17 protein-coding genes and 1 pseudogene are annotated in these 23,941 nt (G+C 70.1%); 4 read left to right on the top strand and 14 right to left on the bottom strand.

Translation table 11 applies throughout. The annotated features are described in order from the left end of the window. Window positions 1-32: 32 nt before the first annotated feature. From AC1P0E_RS25640 to AC1P0E_RS25625, 4 genes are all read right to left on the bottom strand, one after another. Window positions 33-1,766 carry a DUF4153 domain-containing protein gene (locus tag AC1P0E_RS25640; RefSeq protein ID WP_482744467.1) on the bottom strand — a complete coding sequence of 578 codons (1,734 nt, stop codon included), beginning with the start codon at window positions 1,764-1,766 and terminating at the stop codon, window positions 33-35. A 467-nt stretch (window positions 1,767-2,233) separates the two neighbouring features. Continuing rightward, on the bottom strand, window positions 2,234-3,142 hold the full coding sequence (locus tag AC1P0E_RS25635) for an ADP-ribosylglycohydrolase family protein (protein ID WP_482744466.1): 909 nt from the start codon (window positions 3,140-3,142) through the stop codon (window positions 2,234-2,236). Beyond that, the gene (locus tag AC1P0E_RS25630) at window positions 3,139-3,813 is read right to left on the bottom strand and encodes a histidine phosphatase family protein (protein WP_482744465.1); all 675 of its coding nucleotides are present in this window, start codon (window positions 3,811-3,813) and stop codon (window positions 3,139-3,141) included. Before AC1P0E_RS25630 ends, AC1P0E_RS25635 begins: the two co-directional genes overlap by 4 nt. A 33-nt stretch (window positions 3,814-3,846) precedes the next feature. Then, window positions 3,847-4,440 carry an ATP-binding cassette domain-containing protein gene (locus tag AC1P0E_RS25625; RefSeq protein WP_482744464.1) on the bottom strand — a complete coding sequence of 198 codons (594 nt, stop codon included), beginning with the start codon at window positions 4,438-4,440 and terminating at the stop codon, window positions 3,847-3,849. Window positions 4,441-4,842: 402 nt separating this feature from the next. Between AC1P0E_RS25625 and AC1P0E_RS25620 the strand changes: the two are divergent. Further along, window positions 4,843-5,453: pseudogene (locus AC1P0E_RS25620) on the top strand (TetR/AcrR family transcriptional regulator); the annotation flags it as partial. Here the strand turns inward: AC1P0E_RS25620 and AC1P0E_RS25615 are convergent. Continuing rightward, the gene (locus tag AC1P0E_RS25615; RefSeq protein ID WP_482744463.1) at window positions 5,454-6,059 is read right to left on the bottom strand and encodes a YdbC family protein; all 606 of its coding nucleotides are present in this window, start codon (window positions 6,057-6,059) and stop codon (window positions 5,454-5,456) included. A gap of 161 nt (window positions 6,060-6,220) precedes the next feature. Here AC1P0E_RS25615 and AC1P0E_RS25610 point away from each other — a divergent pair, with 161 nt between their 5' ends. Continuing rightward, window positions 6,221-6,751 carry a TerD family protein gene (locus AC1P0E_RS25610; protein WP_482744462.1) on the top strand — a complete coding sequence of 177 codons (531 nt, stop codon included), beginning with the start codon at window positions 6,221-6,223 and terminating at the stop codon, window positions 6,749-6,751. Window positions 6,752-6,859: 108 nt separating this feature from the next. Here AC1P0E_RS25610 and AC1P0E_RS25605 read toward each other — a convergent pair whose 3' ends face one another. The 3 genes from AC1P0E_RS25605 to nrdR all read right to left on the bottom strand — a co-directional run bounded on the left by AC1P0E_RS25605 (window position 6,860) and on the right by nrdR (window position 11,395). Beyond that, complete coding sequence (locus AC1P0E_RS25605) at window positions 6,860-7,600, bottom strand: class I SAM-dependent methyltransferase (protein ID WP_482745896.1); 741 nt, start codon at window positions 7,598-7,600, stop codon at window positions 6,860-6,862. Window positions 7,601-7,848: 248 nt separating this feature from the next. Continuing rightward, entirely contained in the window at window positions 7,849-10,749 is a 2,901-nt protein-coding gene (locus AC1P0E_RS25600) for a vitamin B12-dependent ribonucleotide reductase (RefSeq protein ID WP_482744461.1), read from the bottom strand. Window positions 10,750-10,876: 127 nt separating this feature from the next. After that, window positions 10,877-11,395 (bottom strand): transcriptional regulator NrdR, encoded by a 519-nt coding sequence (gene nrdR, locus AC1P0E_RS25595; protein WP_482744460.1) that lies wholly within the window; start codon window positions 11,393-11,395, stop codon window positions 10,877-10,879. Window positions 11,396-11,817: 422 nt separating this feature from the next. Here nrdR and lexA point away from each other — a divergent pair, with 422 nt between their 5' ends. After that, window positions 11,818-12,603, top strand: a complete 786-nt coding sequence (gene lexA, locus AC1P0E_RS25590; protein WP_482744459.1) for a transcriptional repressor LexA — start codon at window positions 11,818-11,820, stop codon at window positions 12,601-12,603. Window positions 12,604-12,691: 88 nt separating this feature from the next. Here the strand turns inward: lexA and AC1P0E_RS25585 are convergent, their stop codons facing one another. The 5 genes from AC1P0E_RS25585 to AC1P0E_RS25565 are packed head-to-tail and all read right to left on the bottom strand — an operon-like array spanning window position 12,692 to window position 20,729. Next, the gene (locus tag AC1P0E_RS25585; RefSeq protein ID WP_482744458.1) at window positions 12,692-14,662 is read right to left on the bottom strand and encodes an ATP-dependent DNA helicase; all 1,971 of its coding nucleotides are present in this window, start codon (window positions 14,660-14,662) and stop codon (window positions 12,692-12,694) included. A gap of 55 nt (window positions 14,663-14,717) precedes the next feature. Continuing rightward, the gene (locus AC1P0E_RS25580; protein WP_482744457.1) at window positions 14,718-16,556 is read right to left on the bottom strand and encodes an IucA/IucC family protein; all 1,839 of its coding nucleotides are present in this window, start codon (window positions 16,554-16,556) and stop codon (window positions 14,718-14,720) included. A gap of 60 nt (window positions 16,557-16,616) precedes the next feature. After that, a complete protein-coding gene (locus AC1P0E_RS25575; protein WP_482744456.1) occupies window positions 16,617-17,342 on the bottom strand; it encodes a GNAT family N-acetyltransferase in 726 nt (241 codons plus the stop codon). Between the two features lie 40 nt (window positions 17,343-17,382). Further along, window positions 17,383-19,290 (bottom strand): IucA/IucC family protein, encoded by a 1,908-nt coding sequence (locus AC1P0E_RS25570; RefSeq protein ID WP_482744455.1) that lies wholly within the window; start codon window positions 19,288-19,290, stop codon window positions 17,383-17,385. Window positions 19,291-19,319: 29 nt separating this feature from the next. Continuing rightward, window positions 19,320-20,729, bottom strand: a complete 1,410-nt coding sequence (locus AC1P0E_RS25565) for a diaminobutyrate--2-oxoglutarate transaminase (RefSeq protein WP_482744454.1) — start codon at window positions 20,727-20,729, stop codon at window positions 19,320-19,322. A 295-nt stretch (window positions 20,730-21,024) separates the two neighbouring features. On the opposite strand from AC1P0E_RS25565, the gene AC1P0E_RS25560 reads away from it, so the two are divergent. Continuing rightward, the gene (locus AC1P0E_RS25560; RefSeq protein WP_482744453.1) at window positions 21,025-22,257 is read left to right on the top strand and encodes a trypsin-like serine peptidase; all 1,233 of its coding nucleotides are present in this window, start codon (window positions 21,025-21,027) and stop codon (window positions 22,255-22,257) included. A 98-nt stretch (window positions 22,258-22,355) separates the two neighbouring features. Here the strand turns inward: AC1P0E_RS25560 and hflX are convergent, their stop codons facing one another. Then, entirely contained in the window at window positions 22,356-23,855 is a 1,500-nt protein-coding gene (gene hflX, locus AC1P0E_RS25555; RefSeq protein WP_482744452.1) for a GTPase HflX, read from the bottom strand. Window positions 23,856-23,941: the final 86 nt, after the last annotated feature.

The following is a 23,941-nucleotide window of genomic DNA, read 5'->3' as shown; positions in this document are numbered from 1 at the left end:
CCGCCCCTGGCCCGTCGGCCCCACGCGGCCGGTCAGTACTCGTCGTACAACCCACGCCCGTCGCCGTACGTGCCGAGCTTCCGGCACTCGGTCTCGTCGACCTCCAGCGGGCGGTCTTCGAGGATTTCGCGCGCCCTAGCCACCCCCAGGCTCGTGGCGTACCAGGGCTCGTTGCGGTCATCCAGCCGGTCCGCGATGCCCACCAGCGCACAGGACCGCTGCGGCTCCGGCAACTTGTCCAGTGCCGGTACGGCGTCGGCCGACAGATCCTGGAAGTAGTGCACGTCGAGCTTCTCGGGGTCGCGCTCGTAGCGCGCCACGTTCTGCTCGGCGACCAGTCCGTCCGGCGAGACCAGGCCGAACGCCAGGACGGCAGCAGCCGCGCTCGCGGCGACCGCGCGCGGCAGCCAGCGGGCTCCCAGGACCCCGGCCACCATGATCAGTACGATCACGAGGCCGAGCCAGAGCTCGACCGCCGCCACCGAGATGCGCAGCCGGGTCAGGCCGTAGGCGTCGACGTACAGATCCATGCGACGCAGCGCGGACGCGACGACGACCAGCGTGAGGACGCACAGGGTGCCGAGCACCGAGCGGACCAGGGTGCGGTCGCGGTCTCCGCCGCGCGGGGACCAGCGCAGGGCGAGGGCGATGACCAGGAGGACCAGCAGGGTGGCCCAGAGCAGCTGCCAGAAACCCTGCCGCGCGTACTCGGCGTTCGTCAGGCCGGTTTCGCTGTACACGTTGCTGTAACCGCCGAACAAGACGGCGAGCTGGAGCGCGATGAACGCGGCGAAGAGGAGGTTGAGCACGACCAGCGGAAGTGCCCATTCCGCGCGACCGCGCGCACGCCCCGGACGTATTTCGAGGCGGTCCCAGCGCATCGGCGCGGCGGCGGTGCGGGCAGCGGCGAGGGCGCCCAGCAGGCCGAGCGCGAAGAGGAATGTCCGCCAGGGGCCCTCCGCGACGGAGACATCCGGCGCGAGGCCGCCGAGCAGATCGGCGAAGGCGGCGTCGGCGGAGGCGAAGAGCGCACCGAAGACGATCAGAAGTACGACGGCTACAAGGGTCGTACGCACCATGGGCGCCCAGCGGCCTCGGGACGCTTCCGCCCGCTCGCGCAGGCCGCGCCAGGCCCAGGCCGTACCGGATCCGAGCGATCCGAAGATGCCGAGGGAGCCGACGAGGACGCCGGCCCAGGTGCGGTTGCCGTGGAGGGCCAGCGAGCCGAGCGCCAGCGCGGAGATGCCGGCGAGGAACGTCGGCCAACCCGCGTCGCGCAGGGCCGGAACGGCCAGCAGGGCCAGGCCGCCGACGGCCCAGACGAGCGTCCAGGGGCGGGGGCGACGGCCTGCCGCCCGGGCGGCGAAGTACGCGGCGAGCGCGGCCGGGACCGCTACGACCAGCAGGTTCAGGCCCAGCCCCTCGCCGAGCAGCAGGGCGCTCAGCAGGGCGGTGGCCAAGGCCGCCACGAACGTGGCGGGACGGGTTGCGGCCGGCGGTTCGGGCCGTACGTCGGTCAGCCACTTCGGGGGGCCGGCCGGTGGTCTCCGTGCGGCCGGTGGCGGCGGCCAGGGCTGGTGGCGCTGCGGCTGCGTCGCCCTGCTGTGCTGCTCCCGGTACGACGTTGTCGCCGCCGGCCGCGGAACTGTGTCCTGCGGCTCGGGTCCCGGACCGTCGCCGGTCGTACCGGGCTGCTTGGGCGGTGTGGACGGCGTGGGTGACGCGGACGCGGATGGTGTGGACGGCTTGGACGGTGTGTCGGACACGGGACCCCCTCCCGACCGGGCGGGGAGACGGCAGGGTGCCGCTGCCGGAGCCCGGTGTCTCGTCGGCGCACGCCCGACATGATCAACAGGGCGGCGTGGCCCGTCAGACTAGCTCTGGCGTACCCTCTCGGCGCCGCCAGGACCGGGCTGTGGCAGGACCGTGACAGTCTCGGAACCGCCGCATCCGGCGGTCGGCGGATGCGGCGAGGGCGGCCGGCAACGGCCGTCGGGGCGTGTCACGCGGCGGGCAGTACTGGGCAGCGGTCGGCTTCCTGGGGGGCGCCGACGCCGGCCGGCGGCCCCGCGACGGCCGACCACTACGACGAGCCGGTGGCAGGCATCGGCCAATGGCAGGCGTCAGCCGTTGGCAGGCATCCGGTGCCAGGCCGCAGCCGGTTTCAGGCATCGGCCGGTCCCAGGCGCCAGCCGGTTTCGGGCATCAGCCTGGTGTCAGGCGCCGGCCGGTGTCAGATCGCCTGTGCCGGAGTCCATCCGGGCAGCTCTTCCGTGTGCTCCAGCCAGGCGGCCGGCGGGGTTCCGGCCTTCCCCGCGGCGACGACTCCGCCGAAGATGGCGCAGGTCGTGTCCACGTCTCCGCCCACCTGAGCCGTGACCCAGAAGCCCTGCTCGAAGTCGCCGAGCGCCCGGGCTGCCGACCAGAGGGCGAACGGCACGGTGTCGTGCGCACTCGTACGCCGCCCACAGCCCAGCACCGCGGCCACTGTCCCGGCGTCGCCGTAGTCCAGCATGTCGCGGGCGCGGCGAAGCCCGGCGCCCACGGCGCTGCGCGGCACCAGCGCGATCACGCCGTCCAGCAGCCCCGTCGGCGTCGGTGGCCCCGCAGGATCGGCGGCAAGCGCGGCAGCAGCGGCAACGGCCATGGCGCCGACGACGGCCTCACGGTGCTGGTGCGTGACGTACGCCGAGATTTCCGCCTGGTGGGTGGCTTGCTCGGGGTCGTCCGCGTACCAGGCGCCGAGTGGGGCGATGCGCATCGCCGCGCCGTTGCCCCAGGAGCCCTGGCCCTTGAAGAGCGCGGCCGCGAGCTCACGCCAGTCGCCGCCCTCCCTGATCAGCCGGAGCATCCGGTTGACGGCGGGGCCGTAGCCACGGTCGAAGTCGTGGTGCTCGGCGAAGGAACGCGCGAGCGCGTCCTGGTCGATCCGGCCGTGTTCGGCGAGCACGGCCAGCACGGAGCAGGCCATCTCGGTGTCGTCGGTCCACTGCCAGGGAGCGGGCGGCAGCTCGCGCCTTTTGAGCAGCGGATAGTTCGCGGGTACAAAGAACTGGGAGCCCAGGGCGTCTCCCAGGGACAGCCCACGCAGGCTGGCCAGGGCGCGTTCGAAGCGCCGGACGGTGGAGGAGTCAGCGGTCATCGCTCCGCCACTCTATCCGGACAGCCGTACGGCTCGGCAGCCCGCCAGCGCTCGAACGGCCGGTCAAGGGTGTAGCGCCCGTCCTTCCCCAGCAGCAGGGACCGGGTTTCGCCATTGCCCGGATTGCACAGCGACTCGAAATCCGCCACCGTCCAGTGGAACCAGCGCATGCAGAACAGCCGCATGGTCAGACCATGGGTGACGATCAGCACGTTCGGCGGGTGGTCGGGCGCCTCGAAGCTCCGGTACAGGCTCTCCAGGAACGCCCCGACCCGGTCATACACATCCGCCCCGGACTCGCCCTGGGCAAAGCGGTAGAAGAAGTGCCCGTACGCGTCCCGGTATGCCTTCTGCAGCCTCACGTCGTCCCTGTCCTGCCAGTTTCCCCAGTCCTGCTCGCGCAGCCGCGGCTCCTCTCGCACCCGTGCCCGGTCGGGGTCGAGCCCGAAGGCGGCGAAGGTCTCGTGCGTGCGACGGTACGGCGACACGTACGCGCTGACCCGCTCTTCCCCGAAGAGCTCACGCAGCCGCACTCCCGTTTCCCGGGCCTGACTCAGACCGGCTTCGGTGAGCCTGAGCGCGTGGTCGGGCTCACGCTCGTACACCGAGTCGTCGGCATTGCCCTCCGACTCCCCGTGCCGGACGAGAACGATGCGCCGCGGTCGTGCCATGCCGAAACCCCAGAACGTGAGATCGGATGCGGCTCAGCCGGGCAACCGCCCAGCCTCCATCCAGCGTATCCGGCCGTCGAAACGCCTGCGCAGCAGGCGGTCGTGGGAGACGACCACCAGCGCTCCGGGCCACTGCGCGAGCGCCCCCTCCAGCTCCTCCACCAGACCGAGCGCCAGGTGATTGGCCGGCTCGTCGAGGAGCAACAGATCGGCGGGGAGTGCCAGCAGTCGGGCGAGGGCCAGTCGCCTGCGCTGCCCGGCGGAGAGCGACCCCACCGGGACTGACAGGTCGTCGGAGCGGAACAGGCCGTACGACAGGAGCAGTTCCGCCCGCTCGTCCTCCGCGAGAGCCAGCCCCCGGCCGAACACGTCCAGCACCCGCTCCGCCGGCCGGTGCACCGGTATTTCCTGAGCCAGATATCCGATGCGTCCTCTGCGGGCGACCGATCCGGAGTCCGGCTCGGTCACGCCCGCCATCACCCGCAGAAGAGTCGACTTCCCCGCGCCATTGGCCCCGTGGATGAGCAGCTTCTCCCCCGCCGCCACGCTCAGCTCCCCCACCCGCAGCCGGCCGCCCACCCGGACGTCTTTCAAGCTGACCAGCTCGCCCTGTGCCGCACCCGCCACCGGCCGGGCGGTGAACCGAAGCGGCTCCGGCGGCTACGGCACGGGCCTCTCGCCCAGCCTGCGCAGCCGCTCCCGCGCGTTGCGCACGCGGCCCGACACCGATGCCTGCACCCGGCCGCCCGCCCTGTCGTACGCCATCTTGTTGCCGTCCTTGATCGCCCGGCCCGCTGCGACGCCGTGAGCGGTGGCCGCCGCGAACTTTTCGAGGCCGGCCGTCTCCTCGCACCACTGCGCGTACGCCTGCTCCCAGCGCACCCGCGCGGCGGCCTGCCCGGCGCGGAACCCCGCGTACCCGTCGCCGTAGCGCACTGCGGTACGACGTTCGGCGTCGACTTCGATGACGGCGGTGGCGAACCGTTCGAGGAAGACCGGTCGTGCGAAACCGCGAGGTCCGCCGCCCTCGCCCCTGCCCCCGGCTCCCGTCGCCCCGGCGGCCGCACCGCCCGCACCAGAGCGGCAGTCCGAGACGCCGTCCTCACCGGCCTGTCCGAGCACGGCTACCCCGGCCTCAGCGTGGAGTACGTCGCCGAGCACTCGGCGTACACAAAACGACGCTCTACCGCCGCTGGGGGAGCCTCGAAGGTCTGGTCGCCGACGCACTCGACCTGGCCGGCGAGGACGACTGGACCCCGCCCGACACCGGCAGTCTCGAAGGGGACCTGCGTGCCCTCGCCCGCGAGGTGACCGACTCCTTCAGCGACCCGGCCGCGGCCGCCGCCCCCACCGCCTTCATCGCGGCGGCCTTCCAGTCACAGCGCGCCGCAGACGCCCTGCAGGCGTTCTACGCCGAGCGGTTCAGCCGCTGCGAGGCGGTCGTGGAGCGGGCGATCGCGCGCGGCGAAACGCCCAGCGACACCGACGCGGCAGCCCTCGTACGAGCCGTCTCCGCGCCGCTGTTCTTCCGCCTCTACATCACGAGGGAACCAGTCGACGAGGCACTCGCCGACCAGTGCGCGGCCGCCACGACCGCCGCCGCCCGGGCCGGTGCGTACAAGACCGCCCGTGCGGCGTGATCACACCGTCCAGGACGGCTCCAGCTGAACGACCGCGCCCGCGAGTTCCGCCACGTCGGCATCGGTCTGCGCACGCAGCGACAGCCGCTCCACCCGCTCGGCACGGTACTTTCCGTGCTCGGCGGCGGATTGCCACATCGACAGCACCAGGAACTCGTTGCCGGGCGCCTCACCGAACACCCCGCGCAGCATGCCCGGCGACCCGGCCATCGCCGGATTCCAGACCTTCTCCTGCATCAGTGAGAAGTGCTCGACCCGGCCCTCATGCACCTTGCAGTGCGCGACGCGCACCACGTCGGCGTCGGTGAACCGCGGTTCGAAGCCCGTCTTGACGTCGAACCGGTAGTCGAAGAGCCCGACTTGGATGTTCTTGTACGTACCGGACTGGGCAGCCGCGAGCCGGTCGTGCGAGCGCGCCATGAACGAGTCGTAGAACGCGCGGCTCTCCCAGAAGGAGAAGATGTGCGCCACTCCTTGCCTCTCACGGCTCCAGCCGCCGCCCTGCCCCCGGAACCCCGGCTCCCCCAGCAGCCCCGCCCACTTCCGCTGCCCCCGCTCGAAACCCCGACGGTCGATCACTGTGCAGCGAATCCACTTGACCAGCACCGCGCCATCGTACGGCCAGGATCCCGACGCCACACGCGAGCGGTGAAAAGCCCTCGGCGCCGCCCGAGTTGTCGGTGCTCGGGGCTAGCCTGGTTCCAGGTGCACATTCGCACAGCTCGTGCCGGTGGGAACCGGCCGGGTTCCGAGGGAGGGGAAGACCGGTGGGCAGTCTCAACAAAGGGGTCGGCAAGGTCGAAGTGACGCTCAGGTGGGATCCCGCCCCCCTGGGCAAACCGGCCCACGACCTGGACATCATCGCCGCGACGTACGCCGCCGACGACCCGTACGGCAGCCCCGCGTACATCGTGCACTTCAACAGCCGCTCGCCGGACGGCACCATCACCCTCAACAGGGACAGCCGGGACGGCCAGGGTTTCGGCTTCGACGAGGCCATGACCCTCGAGTTCGAGCGGCTGGCACCCGCGTACGCGCGGGTGGTGGTGGGCATTGCCGTTCAGCAGCGCGGGGGAAGGACGACGTTCGGCGAAATAGTGAATACGGGCTACCGCATTCGCGAGGGCTACACCGTGCTCGCGGAGGGCGGCTTCGCCGAAGTGTCGTCCTCGACCGCGGCCACCATCGCCGAGTTCACGAGAGACGCCTCGGGAGGCTGGGAATTCCGCCAGGTCGTCCGGGGATTCGACGCCGACCCGGATTCCTTCGCAGGATCGATGGGAAGCAGCCTGACCTGACGGCCGCGCCCGCCCGGAAATGCGGAAGGGCGGCGAGCCCGTCAGGCCCGCCGCCCCTTACGCTTCCGTGCCTCCCCGGCGGGGCTACCGGGATGTCCGGCCGGTCCGTCAGGCGCGGCAGCGCAGCATCTCCAGTGGGGGGTTGGCGAGGAAGTCCGCCCAGAAGTCCGCACCGAACTCGCGCAGGCCGGCGTCGGACACCTCCAGCGGGACCCAGGTCAGCTCGCCGAATCCGGCCGCCCGCAGACACTGTTCGTAGACCTCGCGGCGCGGGCAGGCGGTGACGAACGAGATCGGCGGGTCGAGCAGCGCCGTGATCCGGACTCGCGGTCCGGTCTCGATCTCCTCGCCGGTCGGCTCGCAGAGAAAGCCGTACTTGTCCAGGGACGGCCCGTCGAGGCGGTAGTCGGGTGACTGGGCGAACACGAAGAACTCGGCGCCGGGCACCAAGCTCCGGTGCACGTTGCGGCACATCCGCTCCATCGCGGCGATGTCCTGCGCATAGTTGAGCAGCTGAACCCCCGCGGCAATGTCGAAGCGCCGCCCGAGGGGCCGCAGTTCGGACACATCCCCCACCTCGTAGCGGACACCCAGCGGATCGCGCTCCTCGAACGCCCGTGCTGCGGCGACCATTCCACCGGAGATGTCGACTCCGAGTACCTCCGCGGCGCCGCGCCGCTTGAACTCCCTGCTGTAGAAGCCGGTGCCGGAGGCCAGGTCGAGGACCGACTTGCCGCGCACGTCCCCGACCATGGCCAGGAAGCTGGGCACCTCCCCGTACCGCGCCAGCGGCAGGGCCTTGAAGCCCTCGAACGCCTCACCGATCTCGTCGTACTGCTGCATGCTCATCGCGCTGTCCCCCTGGTGCTTCGTCATGTCCTTGGCCCCGGCCCCCGCCACCGGGGCACGCCGCTGCCTCTGGCGGGCAGTCTTCCCGTACCCCGGCGGACCGTCGTACTGGCAGAAGCCACAAAGATGCGGACATCGTCCCGGCCTCCTGTACAGGCGGGCGTACGTGTTCGGGCGGATGATGGACGACCGCCAGGCACGACGAAGGGGACCGGCCTTCGGCCGGTCCCCTTCGTGAGCTGCTGGTATCAGCTGCAACCGCTGGTCGAGCCGCAGCCCTCGCAGATGTAGCAGCTGCCCGCACGCTGCATCTTCGTACCGCAGGAGAAGCACAGCGGCGCGTCCGCGCTGATGCCGAGCTGCATCTCGACGAGCTCCGCCGAGGTGTGCGCCTGCTGCTGCTCCGGCACGGCCTCAGCCTTGGGGGCGGGGACCGGCTTCAGCGTCTCCGTCTGGCGCGGGGCGGACTGGGCCAGAGCCTCGACGTCCACGTCGTCGTCCTCCATCGACGGCTCGTACGAACCGGTCTCAAGGTGACGCTGACGCTCGTCGGCGGAGTGGATGCCGAGCGCCGAACGGGTCTCGAAGGGCAGGAAGTCCAGCGCCAGGCGGCGGAAGATGTAGTCGACGATCGACTGCGCCATCCGCACGTCCGGGTCGTCCGTCATACCGGCCGGCTCGAAGCGCATGTTCGTGAACTTCGAGACGTACGTCTCCAGCGGAACGCCGTACTGCAGACCGACCGAGACGGCGATCGAGAAGGCGTCCATCATGCCCGCGAGGGTCGAGCCCTGCTTGGACATCTTCAGGAAGACCTCGCCGAGACCGTCGTCCGGGTAGGAGTTGGCGGTCATGTAACCCTCGGCCCCACCCACCGTGAAGGAGGTGGTGATCCCCGGGCGGCCCTTCGGAAGGCGCTTGCGCACCGGGCGGTACTCGACGACCTTCTCGACCGCGGCGCGGATCGTTTCCTCGGTCTTCGCCGTGACCTCGGCCTTGACGTCCTTCTTCTTGGCGGAGAGGGGCTGGCCGACCTTGCAGTTGTCGCGGTAGATCGCGAGCGCCTTGACGCCCATCTTCCACGCCTCGAAGTAGACCTCTTCGACGTCCTCGACAGTGGCCGTCTCCGGCAGGTTCACCGTCTTGGAGAGCGCGCCGGAGATCCACGGCTGGATGGCCGCCATCATGCGGACGTGGCCCATCGCGGAGATGGAACGCTCGCCCATCGCGCAGTCGAAGACCTCGTAGTGCTCCTGCTTCAGACCGGGAGCGTCGATCACATTGCCGTTCTCGGCGATGTGGGCGACGATCGCCTCGATCTGCTCCTCCTGGTAGCCCATGCGACGCAGCGCCTGCGGCACCGTGCCGTTGACGATCTGCATCGAGCCGCCGCCGACCAGCTTCTTGAACTTGACCAGCGCGAGGTCGGGCTCAAGACCGGTGGTGTCGCACGACATCGCGAGACCGATGGTGCCGGTGGGCGCGATGACCGAGGCCTGCGCGTTGCGGAAGCCGTTCTTCTCGCCGAGGCGCAGCACGTCCTGCCAGGACTCCGTGGCGGCCGCCCAGATCGGCGAGTCCAGGTCGTCCACGCGCGGGGCGGTGGCGTTGGCGTCGGAGTGCTGCTTCATGACGCGCTTGTGCGGCTCGGCGTTGCGGGCGTAGCCGTCGTACGGACCGACGACCGCGGCCAGCTCGGCGGAGCGCTTGTACGACGTACCCGTCATCAGCGAGGTGATGGCGCCGGCGAGCGAACGGCCGCCGTCGCTGTCGTACGCGTGACCGGTCGCCATGAGCAGGGCGCCGAGGTTGGCGTAACCGATGCCCAGCTGACGGAAGGCGCGAGTGTTCTCACCGATCTTCTGCGTCGGGAAGTCCGCGAAGCAGATCGAGATGTCCATCGCGGTGATGACCAGCTCGACGACCTTGGCGAAGCGCTCGGCCTCGAAGGACTGGTTGCCCTTGCCGTCGTCCTTGAGGAACTTCATCAGGTTCAGCGAGGCCAGGTTGCACGAGGTGTTGTCCAGGTGCATGTACTCGCTGCACGGGTTCGACGCGGTGATCCGGCCGGACTCGGGGCAGGTGTGCCAGTTGTTGATGGTGTCGTCGTACTGGATGCCGGGGTCGGCGCAGGCCCAGGCGGCCTCGGCCATCTTGCGGAAGAGCGACTTGGCGTCGACCTCCTCGATGACCTCACCCGTCATACGGGCGCGGAGGCCGAACTTGCCGCCGGCCTCGACCGCGTTCATGAACTCGTCGTTCACGCGGACCGAGTTGTTGGCGTTCTGGTACTGGACGGACGTGATGTCGTCGCCGCCCAGGTCCATGTCGAAGCCCGCGTCGCGCAGGGCGCGGATCTTCTCCTCCTCCTTGACCTTGGTCTCGATGAAGTCCTCGATGTCGGGGTGATCGACGTCGAGAACGACCATCTTGGCCGCGCGTCGGGTGGCGCCGCCCGACTTGATCGTTCCTGCGGAGGCGTCGGCGCCCCGCATGAAGGACACCGGACCGGAGGCGTTGCCGCCGGAGGAGAGGAGCTCCTTGGAGGAGCGGATACGGGAGAGGTTCAGGCCGGCGCCGGAGCCGCCCTTGAAGATCATGCCCTCTTCCTTGTACCAGTCGAGGATCGACTCCATGGAGTCGTCGACGGCCAGGATGAAGCAGGCGGAGACCTGCTGCGGCTGGGGCGTACCGACGTTGAACCAGACCGGCGAGTTGAAGCTGAAGACCTGGTGCAGGAGGGCGTACGCCAGCTCGTGCTCGAAGATCTCGGCGTCCGCGGGAGAGGCGAAGTAGTCGTACTCCTCGCCGGCCTTCCGGTACGTCTTCACGATCCGGTCGATCAGCTGCCGCAGACCGGTCTCGCGCTGAGGCGTACCTACAGCCCCACGGAAGTACTTGCTGGTGACGATGTTGACCGCGTTCACCGACCAGAAGCCGGGGAACTCGACGCCACGCTGCTCGAAATTGACCGAGCCGTCGCGCCAGTTGGTCATGACGACGTCACGGCGCTCCCAGACCACCTCGTCGTACGGATGCACGCCGGGCGTGGTGTGGATGCGCTCGATGCGCAAGCCCTGTCGAGCCGCAGCCGCTTTGGATCCCTTGGTACGAGAACCTCGTGCCGGGCCGCTCGCCGTCTCTGTCATGCCGCCTCCCATATACGTACAAAAACGCTCTGACGTGCCCAGTTCTTCCCAGGGCACGTTGTGTGTCTGATGTTCCGGACGTCCCAAAAACAGCGGCCGGAACAGGTCTGGTCTTCCCGCCGATCGGTCAGTCGGCGGCAGCGGCGGGCACGGGGACCTCAGGGGTCGCGCCGGGCCCGCAGCCACAATCACTTCCGGGCGGCCGCTCTTCGCGGAGCTCCGCGATGGCGGCCTCGAAGTCTTCGAGTGAGTCGAACGCCCGGTACACGGACGCGAAGCGCAGGTACGCGACAAGATCGAGTTCCCGCAACGGGCCGAGTATGGCCAGCCCCACGTCGTGGGTGGTCAGCTCGGCGCTTCCGGTGGCGCGCACCGCTTCCTCGACCCGCTGGCCGAGCTTGGCGAGGGCGTCCTCGGTGACCGGCCGCCCCTGGCACGCCTTGCGCACGCCGGAGATGACCTTGGTACGGCTGAAGGGTTCCGTGACACCGCTGCGCTTGATCACCATCAGTGAGGCGGTCTCCACCGTGGTGAAACGGCGGGAGCAGTCGGGACACTGACGGCGCCTGCGGATCGACGTTCCGTCGTCGGTGGTGCGACTGTCGACGACGCGACTGTCGGGGTGCCTGCAGAAGGGGCAGTGCATGGATCCCAACCCTCCTTCACAGCACGACTGAATAGCCTCATCAGCCCCACCTGGGCCCTCAGAAGCAGCCCCAAGCATAGGCGATCGCGTGACTCCTGATGGCACTGGGGACCACATGTGGGTGGCTGCGGCCGTGCGACCACTAGATCTTGGGTCTGTACGCCCTTGAGACTCCGCGCGTGTCGCGATGCCCGCCGCGCGGGCGACACGCTGACGGCACCCCGCCACCTTCCGGCCCGGCCGGGAACGTTACCGTAATGGCCCGAATTGCCATTCGGCTCAAAACGGCCCCTCATACACCCCGCTGCGCGTTCGAGAAAGGCATTCTGCGCTTTTTCACTCGAACGTGTGTTTGGCGCAACCTTTCGAAAGCTACTACCGTTGTCCAACCAGGGAGAGAGAACATCTCGAGAGGGGCCGACGTGACCACCACCGCTGACAGTGCAACTATCACTGCCCAGGACCGATCCCAGAGCCGACTCGAGCCGGTGCATGCCATGAATGAAGCAGCCACACATCCTGAGGGCCCCAAGCCCTCACGCTCGCTGCCCGGCCGACCTCCAGGAATCCGGGCGGACAGTTCCGGCCTCACTGATCGGCAACGACGAGTCATCGAAGTCATCAGGGACTCGGTGCAACGGCGAGGATACCCGCCGTCCATGCGCGAGATCGGTCAGGCGGTGGGCCTCTCCAGTACCTCTTCCGTGGCCCATCAGCTGATGGCCCTCGAGCGCAAGGGCTTCCTGCGCCGTGACCCGCACCGCCCCCGGGCGTACGAGGTGCGGGGCTCGGACCAGCCGAGCACCCAGCCCACCGACACGACCGGCAAGCCTGCCGCGTCGTACGTCCCCCTCATCGGCCGGATCGCGGCCGGCGGACCGATCCTCGCCGAGGAGTCGGTGGAGGACGTCTTTCCGCTCCCCCGGCAGCTCGTGGGCGACGGAGAGCTGTTCTGCCTCAAGGTCGTCGGTGACTCGATGATCGAGGCGGCGATCTGCGACGGCGACTGGGTGACGGTTCGCCGCCAGCCCGTCGCCGAGAACGGCGACATCGTGGCCGCGATGCTGGACGGTGAGGCGACGGTGAAGCGGTTCAAGCGCGAGGACGGCCATGTGTGGCTGCTCCCGCACAACGCCGCCTACCAGCCGATCCCCGGCGACGAAGCGACGATCCTCGGCAAGGTCGTGGCGGTGCTGCGGCGGGTGTGACCCCCGCCGGCCCGTCGGCCAAAGACCGAGCCCCTGGAACCCACTGCGCCGGTTCCAGGGGCTCGCTGCTTTTTGCGGCTCAGCCGACCTACTGCCCGTCCGCCTCGGCCTTGGCGTTGATCGCCGCGAGGGAACGGCGTACCTGATTGCGGTCCGTGGTGTACCAGAAGTCCGGCAGTGATGCCCGCAGGTAGCTGCCGTAACGGGCGTTCGCGAGCCTCGGGTCGAGTACGGCGACGACGCCACGGTCCCCCGTGGCCCGTACGAGCCGTCCCGCCCCCTGGGCCATCAGGAGCGCCGCATGCGTGGCCGCGACGGCCATGAAGCCGTTGCCGCCGGCCTCCTCGACGGCTTTCTGCCGGGCGCTCATCAGCGGGTCGTCCGGCCGGGGGAACGGGATCCGGTCCATGACGACGAGCTGACAGCTCGGACCCGGCACGTCGACGCCCTGCCAGAGCGACAGCGTGCCGAACAGGCACGTCTTCGGGTCGGCGGCGAAGGATTTGATCAGTTCACCGAGCGTTTCCTCGCCCTGGAGCAGGATCGGCATGTCGATCCTGCCGCGCAGTTCCTCAGCCGCCTCTTTCGCCGCCCGCATGGAGGAGAAGAGTCCCAGCGTGCGGCCTCCGGCTACCTCCACCAGTTCGGCGAGTTCGTCCATCATGTCGCCACGTGAACCCTGCCGGCCCGGCGTGGCGAGCTGGCGGGCGACGTACAGGATCCCCTGCTTCGGGTAGTCGAAGGGCGAGCCCACGTCCAGGCCCTTCCAGGCCGGGACGTCTTCTCCCCCGGTGCCCTCGGGCGACAGACCGAGCGAAGCGCCGACGCCGTTGAAGTCACCGCCGAGCTTGAGCGTGGCGGAGGTCAGGACGACGGAACGCTCGCTGAAGAGCTTCTCGCGCAGCAGCCCCGACACCGAGAGCGGGGCGACGCGCAGAGAGGCCCCGTAACGGTCATGCCGCTCGCACCAGACGACGTCGTACTCCGAACCGTTGGCGATCCGCTCCGCGACGCCGTGGACGCTCTCGACGGCAGCGAGCGCCTGCTTGCGCACCGCGTCTTCGTCCTGGACGGACTTGTCGCGGGTCGAGCCGATCGCCGAGATGACATTGCGGGCGGCGTCACGCAGCGCCATGAGGGCGTACCCGAGATCCTCCGGGACCTCTTCGAGACGCCCGGGAAGCGCGAGCTCCATGAGCCGCTCGAAGGACTCCGCGGCCGTCTGGAGGGAGTCCGCCACCTTCTCGTTGACCAGCTTGGCGGCGCGGCGAACGGCCCGGTTCACCTGCCCAGGGCTGAGCTCGCCGGTCGCGACACCGGTCACCCGCGAGACCAGTTCGTGCGCCTCGTCGACGATCAGCACCTCGTGCTGCGGGAGCACGGGGGCGCCCTCGATGGCGTCGATGGCGAGAAGCGCGTGGTTGGTCACGACGACATCGGCGAGCTTGGCACGCTCGCGGGCCGCCTCCGCGAAGCATTCCGCTCCGTACGCGCATTTCGACGCGCCGAGGCACTCGCGCGAGGAGACGGAGAGCTGTCCCCAGGCCCGGTCGGAGACACCGGGAGTGAGATCGTCGCGGTCGCCCGTCTCCGTCTCGTCGGCCCAGTCGCGCATGCGCAGCAGGTCCTTGCCGAGCTTGCTGGTCGGAGCGGCGGCTTCGAACTGGTCGAAGAGGCCGTCCTCCTCTTCCTGCGGTACGCCCTCATGGAGCCGGTGCAGGCAGAGATAGTTCGATCGTCCCTTGAGCATGGCGAACTCGGGGCGCCGGCGCAGCAGCGGATGGAGCGCCTCCACCGTACGCGGAAGATCACGCTCCACGAGCTGGCGCTGCAGGGCCAGGGTCGCCGTCGCCACGACGACGCGCTCGCCGTGTGCCAGGGCCGGGACCAGATAACCGAGGGACTTTCCGGTGCCGGTGCCGGCCTGGACGAGCAGGTGGGAATTGTCGTCGATGGCTCCGGCCACGGCCTCGGTCATGGCGACCTGGCCGGGGCGCTCCGTGCCGCCGACGGCGGTGACGGCGGCATGGAGGAGCTCGGGGAGTGAGGGCTTCGTCATAGCCCGTCCAGCCTACGGGGCACCACTGACAACCCGAGTCACACCGGCGACCGCATCAGGACAGGTGGAGAGGGTTGGGGACGGTGCCGTGCACCGCCGCGTGCGGACGGTCGGGGCGGTCGCGGTAGCCGTCGAGGTGCAGGCGGTTCCGGTTGAGACAGAGGCGCTCGATCCGCGGGGTGAGCAGATCGAAGATCTCGTAACGGTCCTTGAGCTCGGGGAAGCGGGCCTGGTGCCGCAGAATCTCGGCCCGTACGAGTGACCAGAATTCGTTCTCGGGAACATCCAGTTGCTCCTCGCACAGCGGCGCCAGATAGCGGAACACACCGACGAACAGACCGGAATGGATGAATTGCGTGAGGAAGGCGGGAGGCTCGGTCAGCAGGACCGCCCGCACATCGTCGGGCATGGAGTCGTGCTCGGGCAGCGGCTGCGCGCTCACGTTCACGTCGTCGACGAAGTCCTTGATCGCGAGGCGCACCGGGATGTCGTGCTCGTCGAAGACGACGATGGCGTTCTCGCCGTGCGGTGAGAAGACGGTGCCGTAGCGGTACAGGAAGTGCAGCAGCGGAGGCAGCATCGCGGCGAAGAGGCGCCGGAGCCATACGGCAGGCGCCAGGCCCGAGCGGGTGACGAGTTCCGCCGTGAACGCGCGCCCTTCGGGGTCCGTGTGGAGCAGGGAGGCCAGCGTACGGGCGCGCTCTCCGGGTGCCAGCCGGCCGGTGAGCGGCTCGCGCCAGATCGCGCCGAGCAGCTCCTTGTACTGGTACGGGACCTCGGGGAGGCCGTCGTACAGGGGGTGCTCGACGGCGACGGAGGCCACCTCGCCCAGGAGGATCACTCCGCACTCGTCCCGCAGGAAGGGGTCGGCGTCCCTCAGGCCGTGCACCCAGGCGGTGACGGCGGGCGCCGCCAGGGTGCGCTCGGTGGGCAGTCCACGCCAGACCAGCGTGTTCAGGACCGCGAGCGGCAGCTTGACCGTGTGCCGCTCGGGACGGCTCGTATTGAGGAACGTACGGATGGACTGTTGCGGCAGCCGTACGTCACCGTCGGTGGGGAGAGGCACGATGGCGCCCTGGGCGACGGCGGGCGCGAAGAGCGGCAGGACCACTTCCTCCCACTGCCAGGGATGCACGGGCAGATAGAGGTAGCGCTCGGGATCCAGCCCGCGGGCGCGCAGTGCGGCGGCGAAGGACTCGCGGGTGGGGAGGTCGAGTTCGCGTGCGTAGAGGCGCTCGGGCGTGGCGAGTAAGGGGACTCCGCGGTAGCCGGCGATCTCGGTGCTGACGGCGATCCAGGGAAGCGTGGCCGGTGTACGGGCTTCGGGGGCCCAGCGGGCGGTGTCGGTCGCGGAGAAGCCGAGACGGCCCTTGTTCAGGACGAGCCAGGGGTGGCCGGTCTGGTGCCCTTCGAGCTCCGCGTATCCGAGGTCGGCGAGACGCGCCGCGGATACGGCGGTGTGGTCGAGGCGGGCATCGGCGGCCAGGGTGGCGCTCAGCTCACGGATGAGGTGGCCGAGGGTGGCGCCGTCGAGCGCGAGGAGGCGGCGGGCCAGTACCAGGAAGCGGAGGGGGTCGCCGAAGGGCCGGCCGTCGGAGTCGGGGGCGGCATCGGGCTCGCGGAGTTCGATCGTGTCCGGGTTCACGCGCCAGCTGCCGTAGGCACCGCGCGACGCCCGGAAGGAGAGGGTGCCGCCGCCGCCGTCGAGCGCGAGCGTGTGGCGGTCGCAGGCGGGCTGCGCGACCGGCTCGATGATCTCCTCGTACGCGAACTCACCGAGCATCTTGGCGAGGAGGCGGCGGGCTGCCAGGTCCCAGGTGCCCGGTTTCAGCTCGGGCGGAGCGAGCAGCGGGAGTGAGTCCTCGAAGTCATGGGCGACGGCGGGCTTCGGCACGGGGACTCCTCGGGGTGGAACCCATTCGGGGCGAGCGGTGTATGAGAGGTAGCGGGTCGTTCACAGCAGGTTTCGCAGGGCGCGGTCGCGGACCATGAGCGCGGCTCGCTTGTCGGGGAGGTCGAGTTCCGCGGAGAAGCGGAAGCCGGCCCCGAGGAAGGCTGAGACGGAGGGGGTGTTGCGCAGGGCGGGTTCGGCGACGACACGTGCGCAGGCGGGACGCTTGTCGAGTACGAGGTCGGCGACGGCTCTGAGGAGGGTGGTGCCGAGGCCGCGGCCGCGGTCCGCGACGCCGCCCACGAGGAGGTGGATGCCGGTGTCGTGCGGGCGGGCGGGGTAGTGGCGCGCCAGCGGGTCGAGGTCGGCTCGGTAGATCTCCCAGTAGCTCATGGGTACGCCGCCCAGTACGCCGAGACAGGGTGTGCTGCGGCCGTCACCGTCGAGCTGGGGGCGCAGGTGCGCGGCGGTGACTTCTTCCGGGCCCGCGAGTTCCCAGAACGCGGCGACAGCCGGATCGTTCATCCACCGGCTGATGAGCGCCAGGTCCCGCTCGATGCGTACGGGAACGAGCTGGAACATCCCGGCGGAGGTGGTGAAGGGGCCCCAGTCCGCAGGGGTGTCGAGGAGGCCGCCGCCGACGGGACCGGGGCTGGTCACCGGCGCGTCGTCACCGAACAGCGCGATGAGCTCGTCGGTCAGCCGCAGGTCGAGGGTGTCCTCGGTGCTGGATCCGGCGCGGGGCGCGGAGTTGGTTCCTGCGTCGGTGCTCGCATCGGTGGGAGGCACGGCGACGCTCCTCTCAGCAGTTCGGGTGGGGCATGTTCCTTCAGGTACGAAGAGGGTTGGCGATGGTGACGTAGACGGACTGGGTGTCGACCGGGCCTTCGAGCTCGTCGAGGCCGTGCAGCCGGGTGAGCAGGTTGGCCTTGCAGCGGAGGCTGGGGTTCTCCAGGAGCTGGGCGGGCAGTGAGGAACCGAGGTCGGTGTTCTTCCCCAGGAACTGGCGGAAGGCGGCGATCAGGACACGTTCGTCGGCGAGCCGCTGGGCGCCGAACGCTCCGATCAGACCGAGGACGTTGTTGATGCCCAGGTAGTAGGCGAAGCGTTCGTCGGTGACGGCGTCGGGGACGAAGGTGTCGCTGGCGGCGCCGATGCCGGGGAGGCGGCGTTCGAGGCCGGCGCGGTGGGATTCGCGGAAGTAGTAGCCCTGGTTGTCGCGGTAACGGCCGCCGGCGGGCCAGCCGTCGGGGTCGAGGAGGACCAGGGTGTTCTGCTGATGGGCTTCCAGTGCGACACCCGCTCTGCCGTCCAGCCAGAGCACCGGGCGTACGACGTGGTCGAGGTAGCGCAGGAACCACTCGGCGGCGACGGCTCCGGTGGGCCGGCCGGTCCGGGCGGCGAGCCGGGCGACCACGTCGGCGAGGCGGGAATGCATGCCGGTGCGGCCGGGCCAGGGCCGTGGGGCGGTGAGAGCCGCGATGCAGACCGCGTCGTCGCCGGGGCCGAACGGGTTGTGGCGCAGCAGGGCGTCGAGGCCGGGGACCGGTTCGCCGTCGGTCGTGTCCACGGCGAGCCACGCCGGGTCGCGGACGATGTCGAAGCCCGGATGGGCGGACTGCCATTCCTCGGCCAGGCCGCCCCGCAGCAGCCGGTGGACCTCGACGCCGCGGTGGAGTTCCTTGCGGAGGTTCTCACGCCGGGAGTTGGTGATGCGTACGCCGAGCGAAAGCTTGAGCATGGCGGGCGAACCTGGACGGTGCACGGTACGGACGGAGGAGGTGGGGTACCACGGGGCGCCGTAAGGGCCGAGGTCGTGGAGCAGGCCTTGCTCCAGGAGCGCGGCGACAGCGGGCCGGTGCCTGAGCTCGCGGGCCTGCCAGGGGTGGAGGGGCAGCGGGACGGTGTCGTCGGGCAGCCGGAGGCCGTCGGCCAGCCGGACGACGAGCTGCTCGACGGGGACGGTGCGGCCGCGTTCGGTCCAGGCCGAGTCATGGGCCAGTACGGACCGGTCGGCGGCCATCCAGTGCAGCGGGAAGGAGCCGTGCAACTCGGGTGAGTACAGGAGTGCTTCCGCCTCGGAGAGCCCCTCGCGACTCTTGGGTGTGGGGTGCAGCGGGTGTCCGAGGAGAAGGGACTGTTCGGCGCTGAGGAACAGGTCCGCCTCCTCGGCGGGGCCGGGGCGCCTGCGCCGTTCGGTGATGAACCGGGCGGTGCGCCGGACGGAGTCGGCCACCCGTCCGACCATGTCCGCTCCTTCGCGCTGCCCCGCCTCGCGGCCGAGGAGCGCGGCGACCGTGACGGCGTCGGCGGGCGGCGCCCCTTGGGGCCCGCCTTCCAGGACCGGCATGCCGAAGCGGTGCCACCCGGTGGCCGACCAGTAGCGGACGGGGACGAGCAGTGCGGTGCCGCTGGCGTCGAGCGGGATGCGGAGGGTCGGTCCCAGGGCTCGGCCGAGATCGTTCTCCCGGACCCAGCAGCGCAGCAGGTTCTCGACGGCTGCGGCCTCTGCCGCCGCATACGGGTCGGGGTGGTCGAGAAGGTCGGCGGCTGCGCCCACCGGCTGCTGTTGTGCGCCCGGCACCGGCGTGCGCTGCTCCCGCTGGGCGCTGCCCTTCTGCCGGGGCACCTTGGCCTCGTCGGCCACGAGGCGGCCGTGCGTACCGCCCTGTCCTCGGTCGTGGGCGGTGGGACGGTCTTCGGCCTCTGACGCATCGGATGCGGGAGTGAGGTTCACGGGGGTCTTCCTTGGGACGAGGTCCGGGGTCAGTTCGGCAGCCGGGTCTGTTGCCGGGGGTACGGGGAGCGCTCGGCGGCCGACACAGCGTCGGCCAGACGGTCGAGGACCGCCGAGGCCTGTTCGTCGGTGAGAGTGAGAGGAGGCAGCAGACGTACGACGCCGGCGTGACGCCCGCCGAGTTCGACGATGAGTCCCCGCTTCAGGCACTCCTGCTGGACGGCGGCGGCCAGAGCGGACGCTGCCGGGGGTACGCCCGTGGACGCACGGTTCTCGGGGTGGGGGCCGGGGTGGCCGGGGCCGGCGTCGGGGTCGACGAGTTCGACGCCGATCATCAGCCCCCGGCCGCGTACGTTCCCGATGCAGGGGTGGTCTGCGGCCAGCCCCTGCAACTGGCCCAGCATGCGCGCGCCGAGCACGGCGGCGCGCTCGGCGAGCCGGTTCTCGCGTACGTACGCCAGGGTGGCGGCGCCTGCGGCCATCGCCAGCTGGTTGCCGCGGAACGTACCGGCATGGGCGCCCGGGTCCCAGGCGTCGAGGTCGGCCCGGTAGACCACCACGGCCAGGGGGAGGCTGCCGCCGATGGCCTTGGACAGGACCATCACATCGGGCACGATGCCGCTGTGCTCGACCGCCCAGAAGGTGCCGGTCCTGCCGACCCCGGTCTGCACTTCGTCGGCGATCAGCGGAATGGAGCGGTCGGCGGTGATCCGGCGCATCCTCCGCATCCAGTCGTCCGGTGCGGGGATCACCCCGCCCTCCCCCTGCACGGGTTCGAGGATCATCCCCGCCGGCGCCGTCACCCCGCTCTTGGGGTCGTCGAGGAGATTCTCGGTCCAGCGGGCGGAGAGTTCGGCGCCGCGTTCGCCACCGACCCCGAAAGGGCACCGGTAATCGTACGGATAGGGCAGTCGTGTCACCCCCCGTACGTCCTGCGCACCGCCCGAAGCGTCGAGGGCTCCCGCCGTCATGCCGTGGTACGCCCCGGTGAAGGCCAGAAGTCCGCTGCGGCCGGTGGCGGTGCGTACGAGCTTGAGCGCGGCCTCGACCGCGTCCGTACCCGCCGGGCCGCAGAACTGCACCCGCGCGTTGTCGGCGAGTCCGCGTGGCAGCGTCGCGAACAGCTCGGTGATGAACGCGTCCTTGACGGGGGTCGCGAGGTCCAGCACATGCAGCGGGGCCCCTGAGTCGAGGACCCTTTTGATGGCCTCCAGGACTACGGGGTGGTTGTGACCGAGGGCCAGCGTCCCGGCGCCCGAGAGGCAGTCGAGATAGCGACGTCCGTCCGCCCCTTCGATGGTCAGCCCCCGCGCGCGCACGGGAACGATGGGCAGCGACCGCGCGTACGTACGGGCGGAGGACTCGCGCAGCGACTGGCGCCGCAGAATCCCCTCGTGCGCGGTGGTCAGCACCGCAGCGGCAGGTTCGGTCACGGCCACGTCTGTTGGTCCTCCCGCGGTGAAGCTTCCGTCGCTCGCAGCTGTCTGTATGTCCGTGCCCGTTGGGGCTGAACGACGACCCTGCGTCCCCCGTACGTACCAACGACGGTGGCGCCGGGGGATCACGGGCAATAAGAAGATCCTTACGTCGGGGGAACCGCGGCCCTGCCGCGCGCCGTCCCCATCGGCACCGGCATAGTGGGGACCGCACTCCGGCCCGGAGCTCCTCCGCCGGAGTGCGCAACGTGTGCAGAGTTCGCTGAAGAAGATTTCGAAGTCCCAGGGGGATCAAGACATGCGACCCATTCGCCCGACCATCGCAGCACGTGGCGGGAGGAGCGCGCGTCGCCGAACCTCCCCTGCACTTGCCGCTGTCGGCCTTGCCGCCGCCCTCGCCCTGACCGCGACGGCCTGCGGCCCGACCGAGGACAACGCGGGCGGCGAGCCGAGTGCCTCCGCCGGCCAGGCCACTGACGGCACCGACGGCAAGATCGTCATTCCCGACGACCTGAAGGACCGGCTCAAGGAGCACGGCGTCGACCTGGACAAGTGGAAGGGCGGCGCCTGGAAGGACTGGAGCCGGGACGACTGGCTCCGCGAGGCCGAGGACTACATCAACCCGATCATCGAGGACCTCTGGGACGCGGACCGCATGCGGGACGCCGAGGAGCCCGACAGGCCGGTGGACAACGACATCTCCGGCGACGAGGGTGTCACCGACCCGACGCCCGCGCCCGTCCAGGCGCAGCCGGTGAAGACCCCGTACACGACGAGCACCCCCGAGGCCGGGAAGCTCTTCTTCGACGGGCCCGAGGGGTCGATGGTCTGCTCCGCGACCGTCATCAAGGACCCGGCGCACCCCGGCAAGTCCAACATGGTGTGGACCGCCGGCCACTGCGTGCACGCCGGCAAGAAGGGCGGCTGGTACCGCAACATCGCCTTCGTGCCGTCGTACAACAACACCGGCAAGTCGGCCACGGAGCTCGACGGCGCGCCCAAGAACGAGAAGGAAATCACCCCGCACGGCGTGTGGTGGGGCGACTGGGCGCAGACGTCCTCACAGTGGATCGCCCAGGGCGGCCCGACCGGTGGCGAAGGTGCCGCGTACGACTTCGCGGTGCTGCACGTCACGCCGGAGAAGGGCAACGGCAAGTCCCTCGAAGAGACGGTCGGTTCGGCCCTTCCGGTGGAATTCGACGCACCGGCCGCACCGCAGATCCCCAGCATGACGGCGACGGGTTACCCGGCCGCTCCGCCCTTCGACGGCCAGAAGCAGTTCCAGTGCTCCGACAAGCCGGGGCGCCTGTCCATCAAGGTCGGTGACCCGACGATGTACCGCATCGGGTGCACCATGACCGGTGGTTCGTCCGGTGGTGGCTGGACGGCGGCCGGTCAGGACGGCAAGCCCGCGCTGGTCTCCAACACCTCGATCGGCCCGGTGACGGCCGGCTGGCTGGCCGGTCCGCGCCTGGGCACGGAAGCCAAGACGATCTACGACACGGTGAGCGGGAAGTTCGCGAAGAAGTAGAGCCGGGCCGCTGACTGCCCTTTGAACAGCCCGAAGGCCCGCCCCCTCACGACGAGGGGGCGGGCCTTCGGGCGTGCTCTGTTCCGGTACGGCTCCGGTCAGCGAGTCGCCGGCACGTACGGCGCGAGGTCGGCCGCCAGCTCCTCGTGCACGCGCACCTTGATCAGCGTGCCTTCCCCGGTGTGCTCCTCGGAGATCACCTCGCCGTCGGCGTGTGCCCGTGAGATCAGCCCACCGTGCGTGTACGGCACAAGAGCCTCGATCTCGACCTCGGGCCGGGGCAGCTCCGAGTCGATCAGCGCCAGCAGCTCCGCCATGCCCGCGCCCGTACGGGCCGACACCGCGATCGCGTGACGCTCTATACGCAGCAGTCGCTGCAGTACGACCGGGTCTGCCGCGTCCGCCTTGTTGATCACCACGATCTCGGGCACGTTCAGCGCGCCGACATCACGGATGACCTCTCGTACGGCCGCGAGCTGCTCCTCCGGCGCCGGGTGCGAACCGTCCACCACGTGCAGGATGAGGTCGGACTCGCCGACCTCCTCCATCGTGGAACGGAACGCCTCGACGAGGTGGTGCGGCAGATGCCGTACGAACCCGACCGTGTCGGCGAGGGTGTAGACCCGCCCGGTCGGTGTCTCCGCCCGGCGCACGGTCGGGTCGAGGGTGGCGAACAGTGAGTTCTCCACCAGCACGCCCGCGCCCGTGAGGCGGTTGAGCAGCGAGGACTTTCCGGCGTTCGTGTACCCGGCGATCGCGACCGAGGGCACCTTATTGCGCTTGCGTTCCTGGCGCTTGATGTCGCGGCCGGTCTTCATCTCCGCGATCTCCCGGCGCATCTTCGCCATCTTCTCGCGGATCCGGCGCCGGTCCGTCTCGATCTTGGTCTCACCGGGACCACGGGTGGCCATACCGCCGCCACCGCCGGAACCGGCGCCGCCCATCTGCCGGGACAGCGACTGACCCCAGCCGCGCAGCCGCGGCAGCATGTACTGCATCTGGGCCAGCGCGACCTGCGCCTTGCCCTCTCGGGACTTGGCATGCTGGGCGAAGATGTCGAGGATCAGGGCGGTGCGGTCGACCACCTTGACCTTGACGACGTCTTCGAGGTGGATGAGCTGGCCGGGGCTCAGCTCACCGTCGCAGACGACGGTGTCCGCCCCGGTCTCGAGCACGATGTCGCGCAGCTCGATCGCCTTGCCCGAGCCGATGTACGTGGCCGGGTCCGGCTTGTCACGACGCTGTACGACGCCGTCGAGCACGAGGGCGCCCGCCGTCTCGGCGAGAGCCGCCAGCTCCGCCAGCGAGTTCTCGGCGTCGAGCACGGTTCCCGAGGTCCAGACACCGACCAGCACCACACGCTCCAGGCGCAGCTGCCGGTACTCGACTTCGGTTACGTCTTCGAGTTCGGTGGAGAGGCCGGCCACACGTCGCAGCGCCGCACGGTCGGAGCGCTCGAACTGGTCGCCGTCCCGCTCCCCGTCGACTTCGTGGCTCCAGGCGACGTCCTCTTCCATCAGGGCATCGGCCCGAAGGCTCTCGGTCACGTTCTCCGTGAAGCTCTGTGCGTCCTTGGAAGCGGAAGAAGAGGAGGTCATTGGATCCTTACGTCGATTGAAAGTCGGTTGTATCGGTCACAACGCGTGACGTGGCCGGAAGATTCCCGCAGTGTCCGGGAGGTCGC

The organism is Streptomyces sp. TRD_SC_5, from assembly GCF_056836825.1.
Note: the sequence above shows the minus strand (reverse complement) of the source record. Positions and strands in the feature narration are given on the sequence as shown.

What these genes read in the sequence shown, in the direction of transcription:
- AC1P0E_RS25635 (WP_482744466.1), bottom strand. Translation starts at nt 3,142, where the DNA reads ATGACCGCTGACTCCTCCACCGTCCGGCGCTTCGAACGCGCCCTGGCC.
- AC1P0E_RS25630 (WP_482744465.1), bottom strand. Translation starts at nt 3,813, where the DNA reads ATGGCACGACCGCGGCGCATCGTTCTCGTCCGGCACGGGGAGTCGGAG.
- AC1P0E_RS25605 (WP_482745896.1), bottom strand. Translation starts at nt 7,600, where the DNA reads ATGAGCATGCAGCAGTACGACGAGATCGGTGAGGCGTTCGAGGGCTTC.
- AC1P0E_RS25600 (WP_482744461.1), bottom strand. Translation starts at nt 10,749, where the DNA reads ATGACAGAGACGGCGAGCGGCCCGGCACGAGGTTCTCGTACCAAGGGA.
- nrdR (WP_482744460.1), bottom strand. Translation starts at nt 11,395, where the DNA reads ATGCACTGCCCCTTCTGCAGGCACCCCGACAGTCGCGTCGTCGACAGT.
- AC1P0E_RS25585 (WP_482744458.1), bottom strand. Translation starts at nt 14,662, where the DNA reads ATGACGAAGCCCTCACTCCCCGAGCTCCTCCATGCCGCCGTCACCGCC.
- AC1P0E_RS25560 (WP_482744453.1), top strand. Translation starts at nt 21,025, where the DNA reads ATGCGACCCATTCGCCCGACCATCGCAGCACGTGGCGGGAGGAGCGCG.
- hflX (WP_482744452.1), bottom strand. Translation starts at nt 23,855, where the DNA reads ATGACCTCCTCTTCTTCCGCTTCCAAGGACGCACAGAGCTTCACGGAG.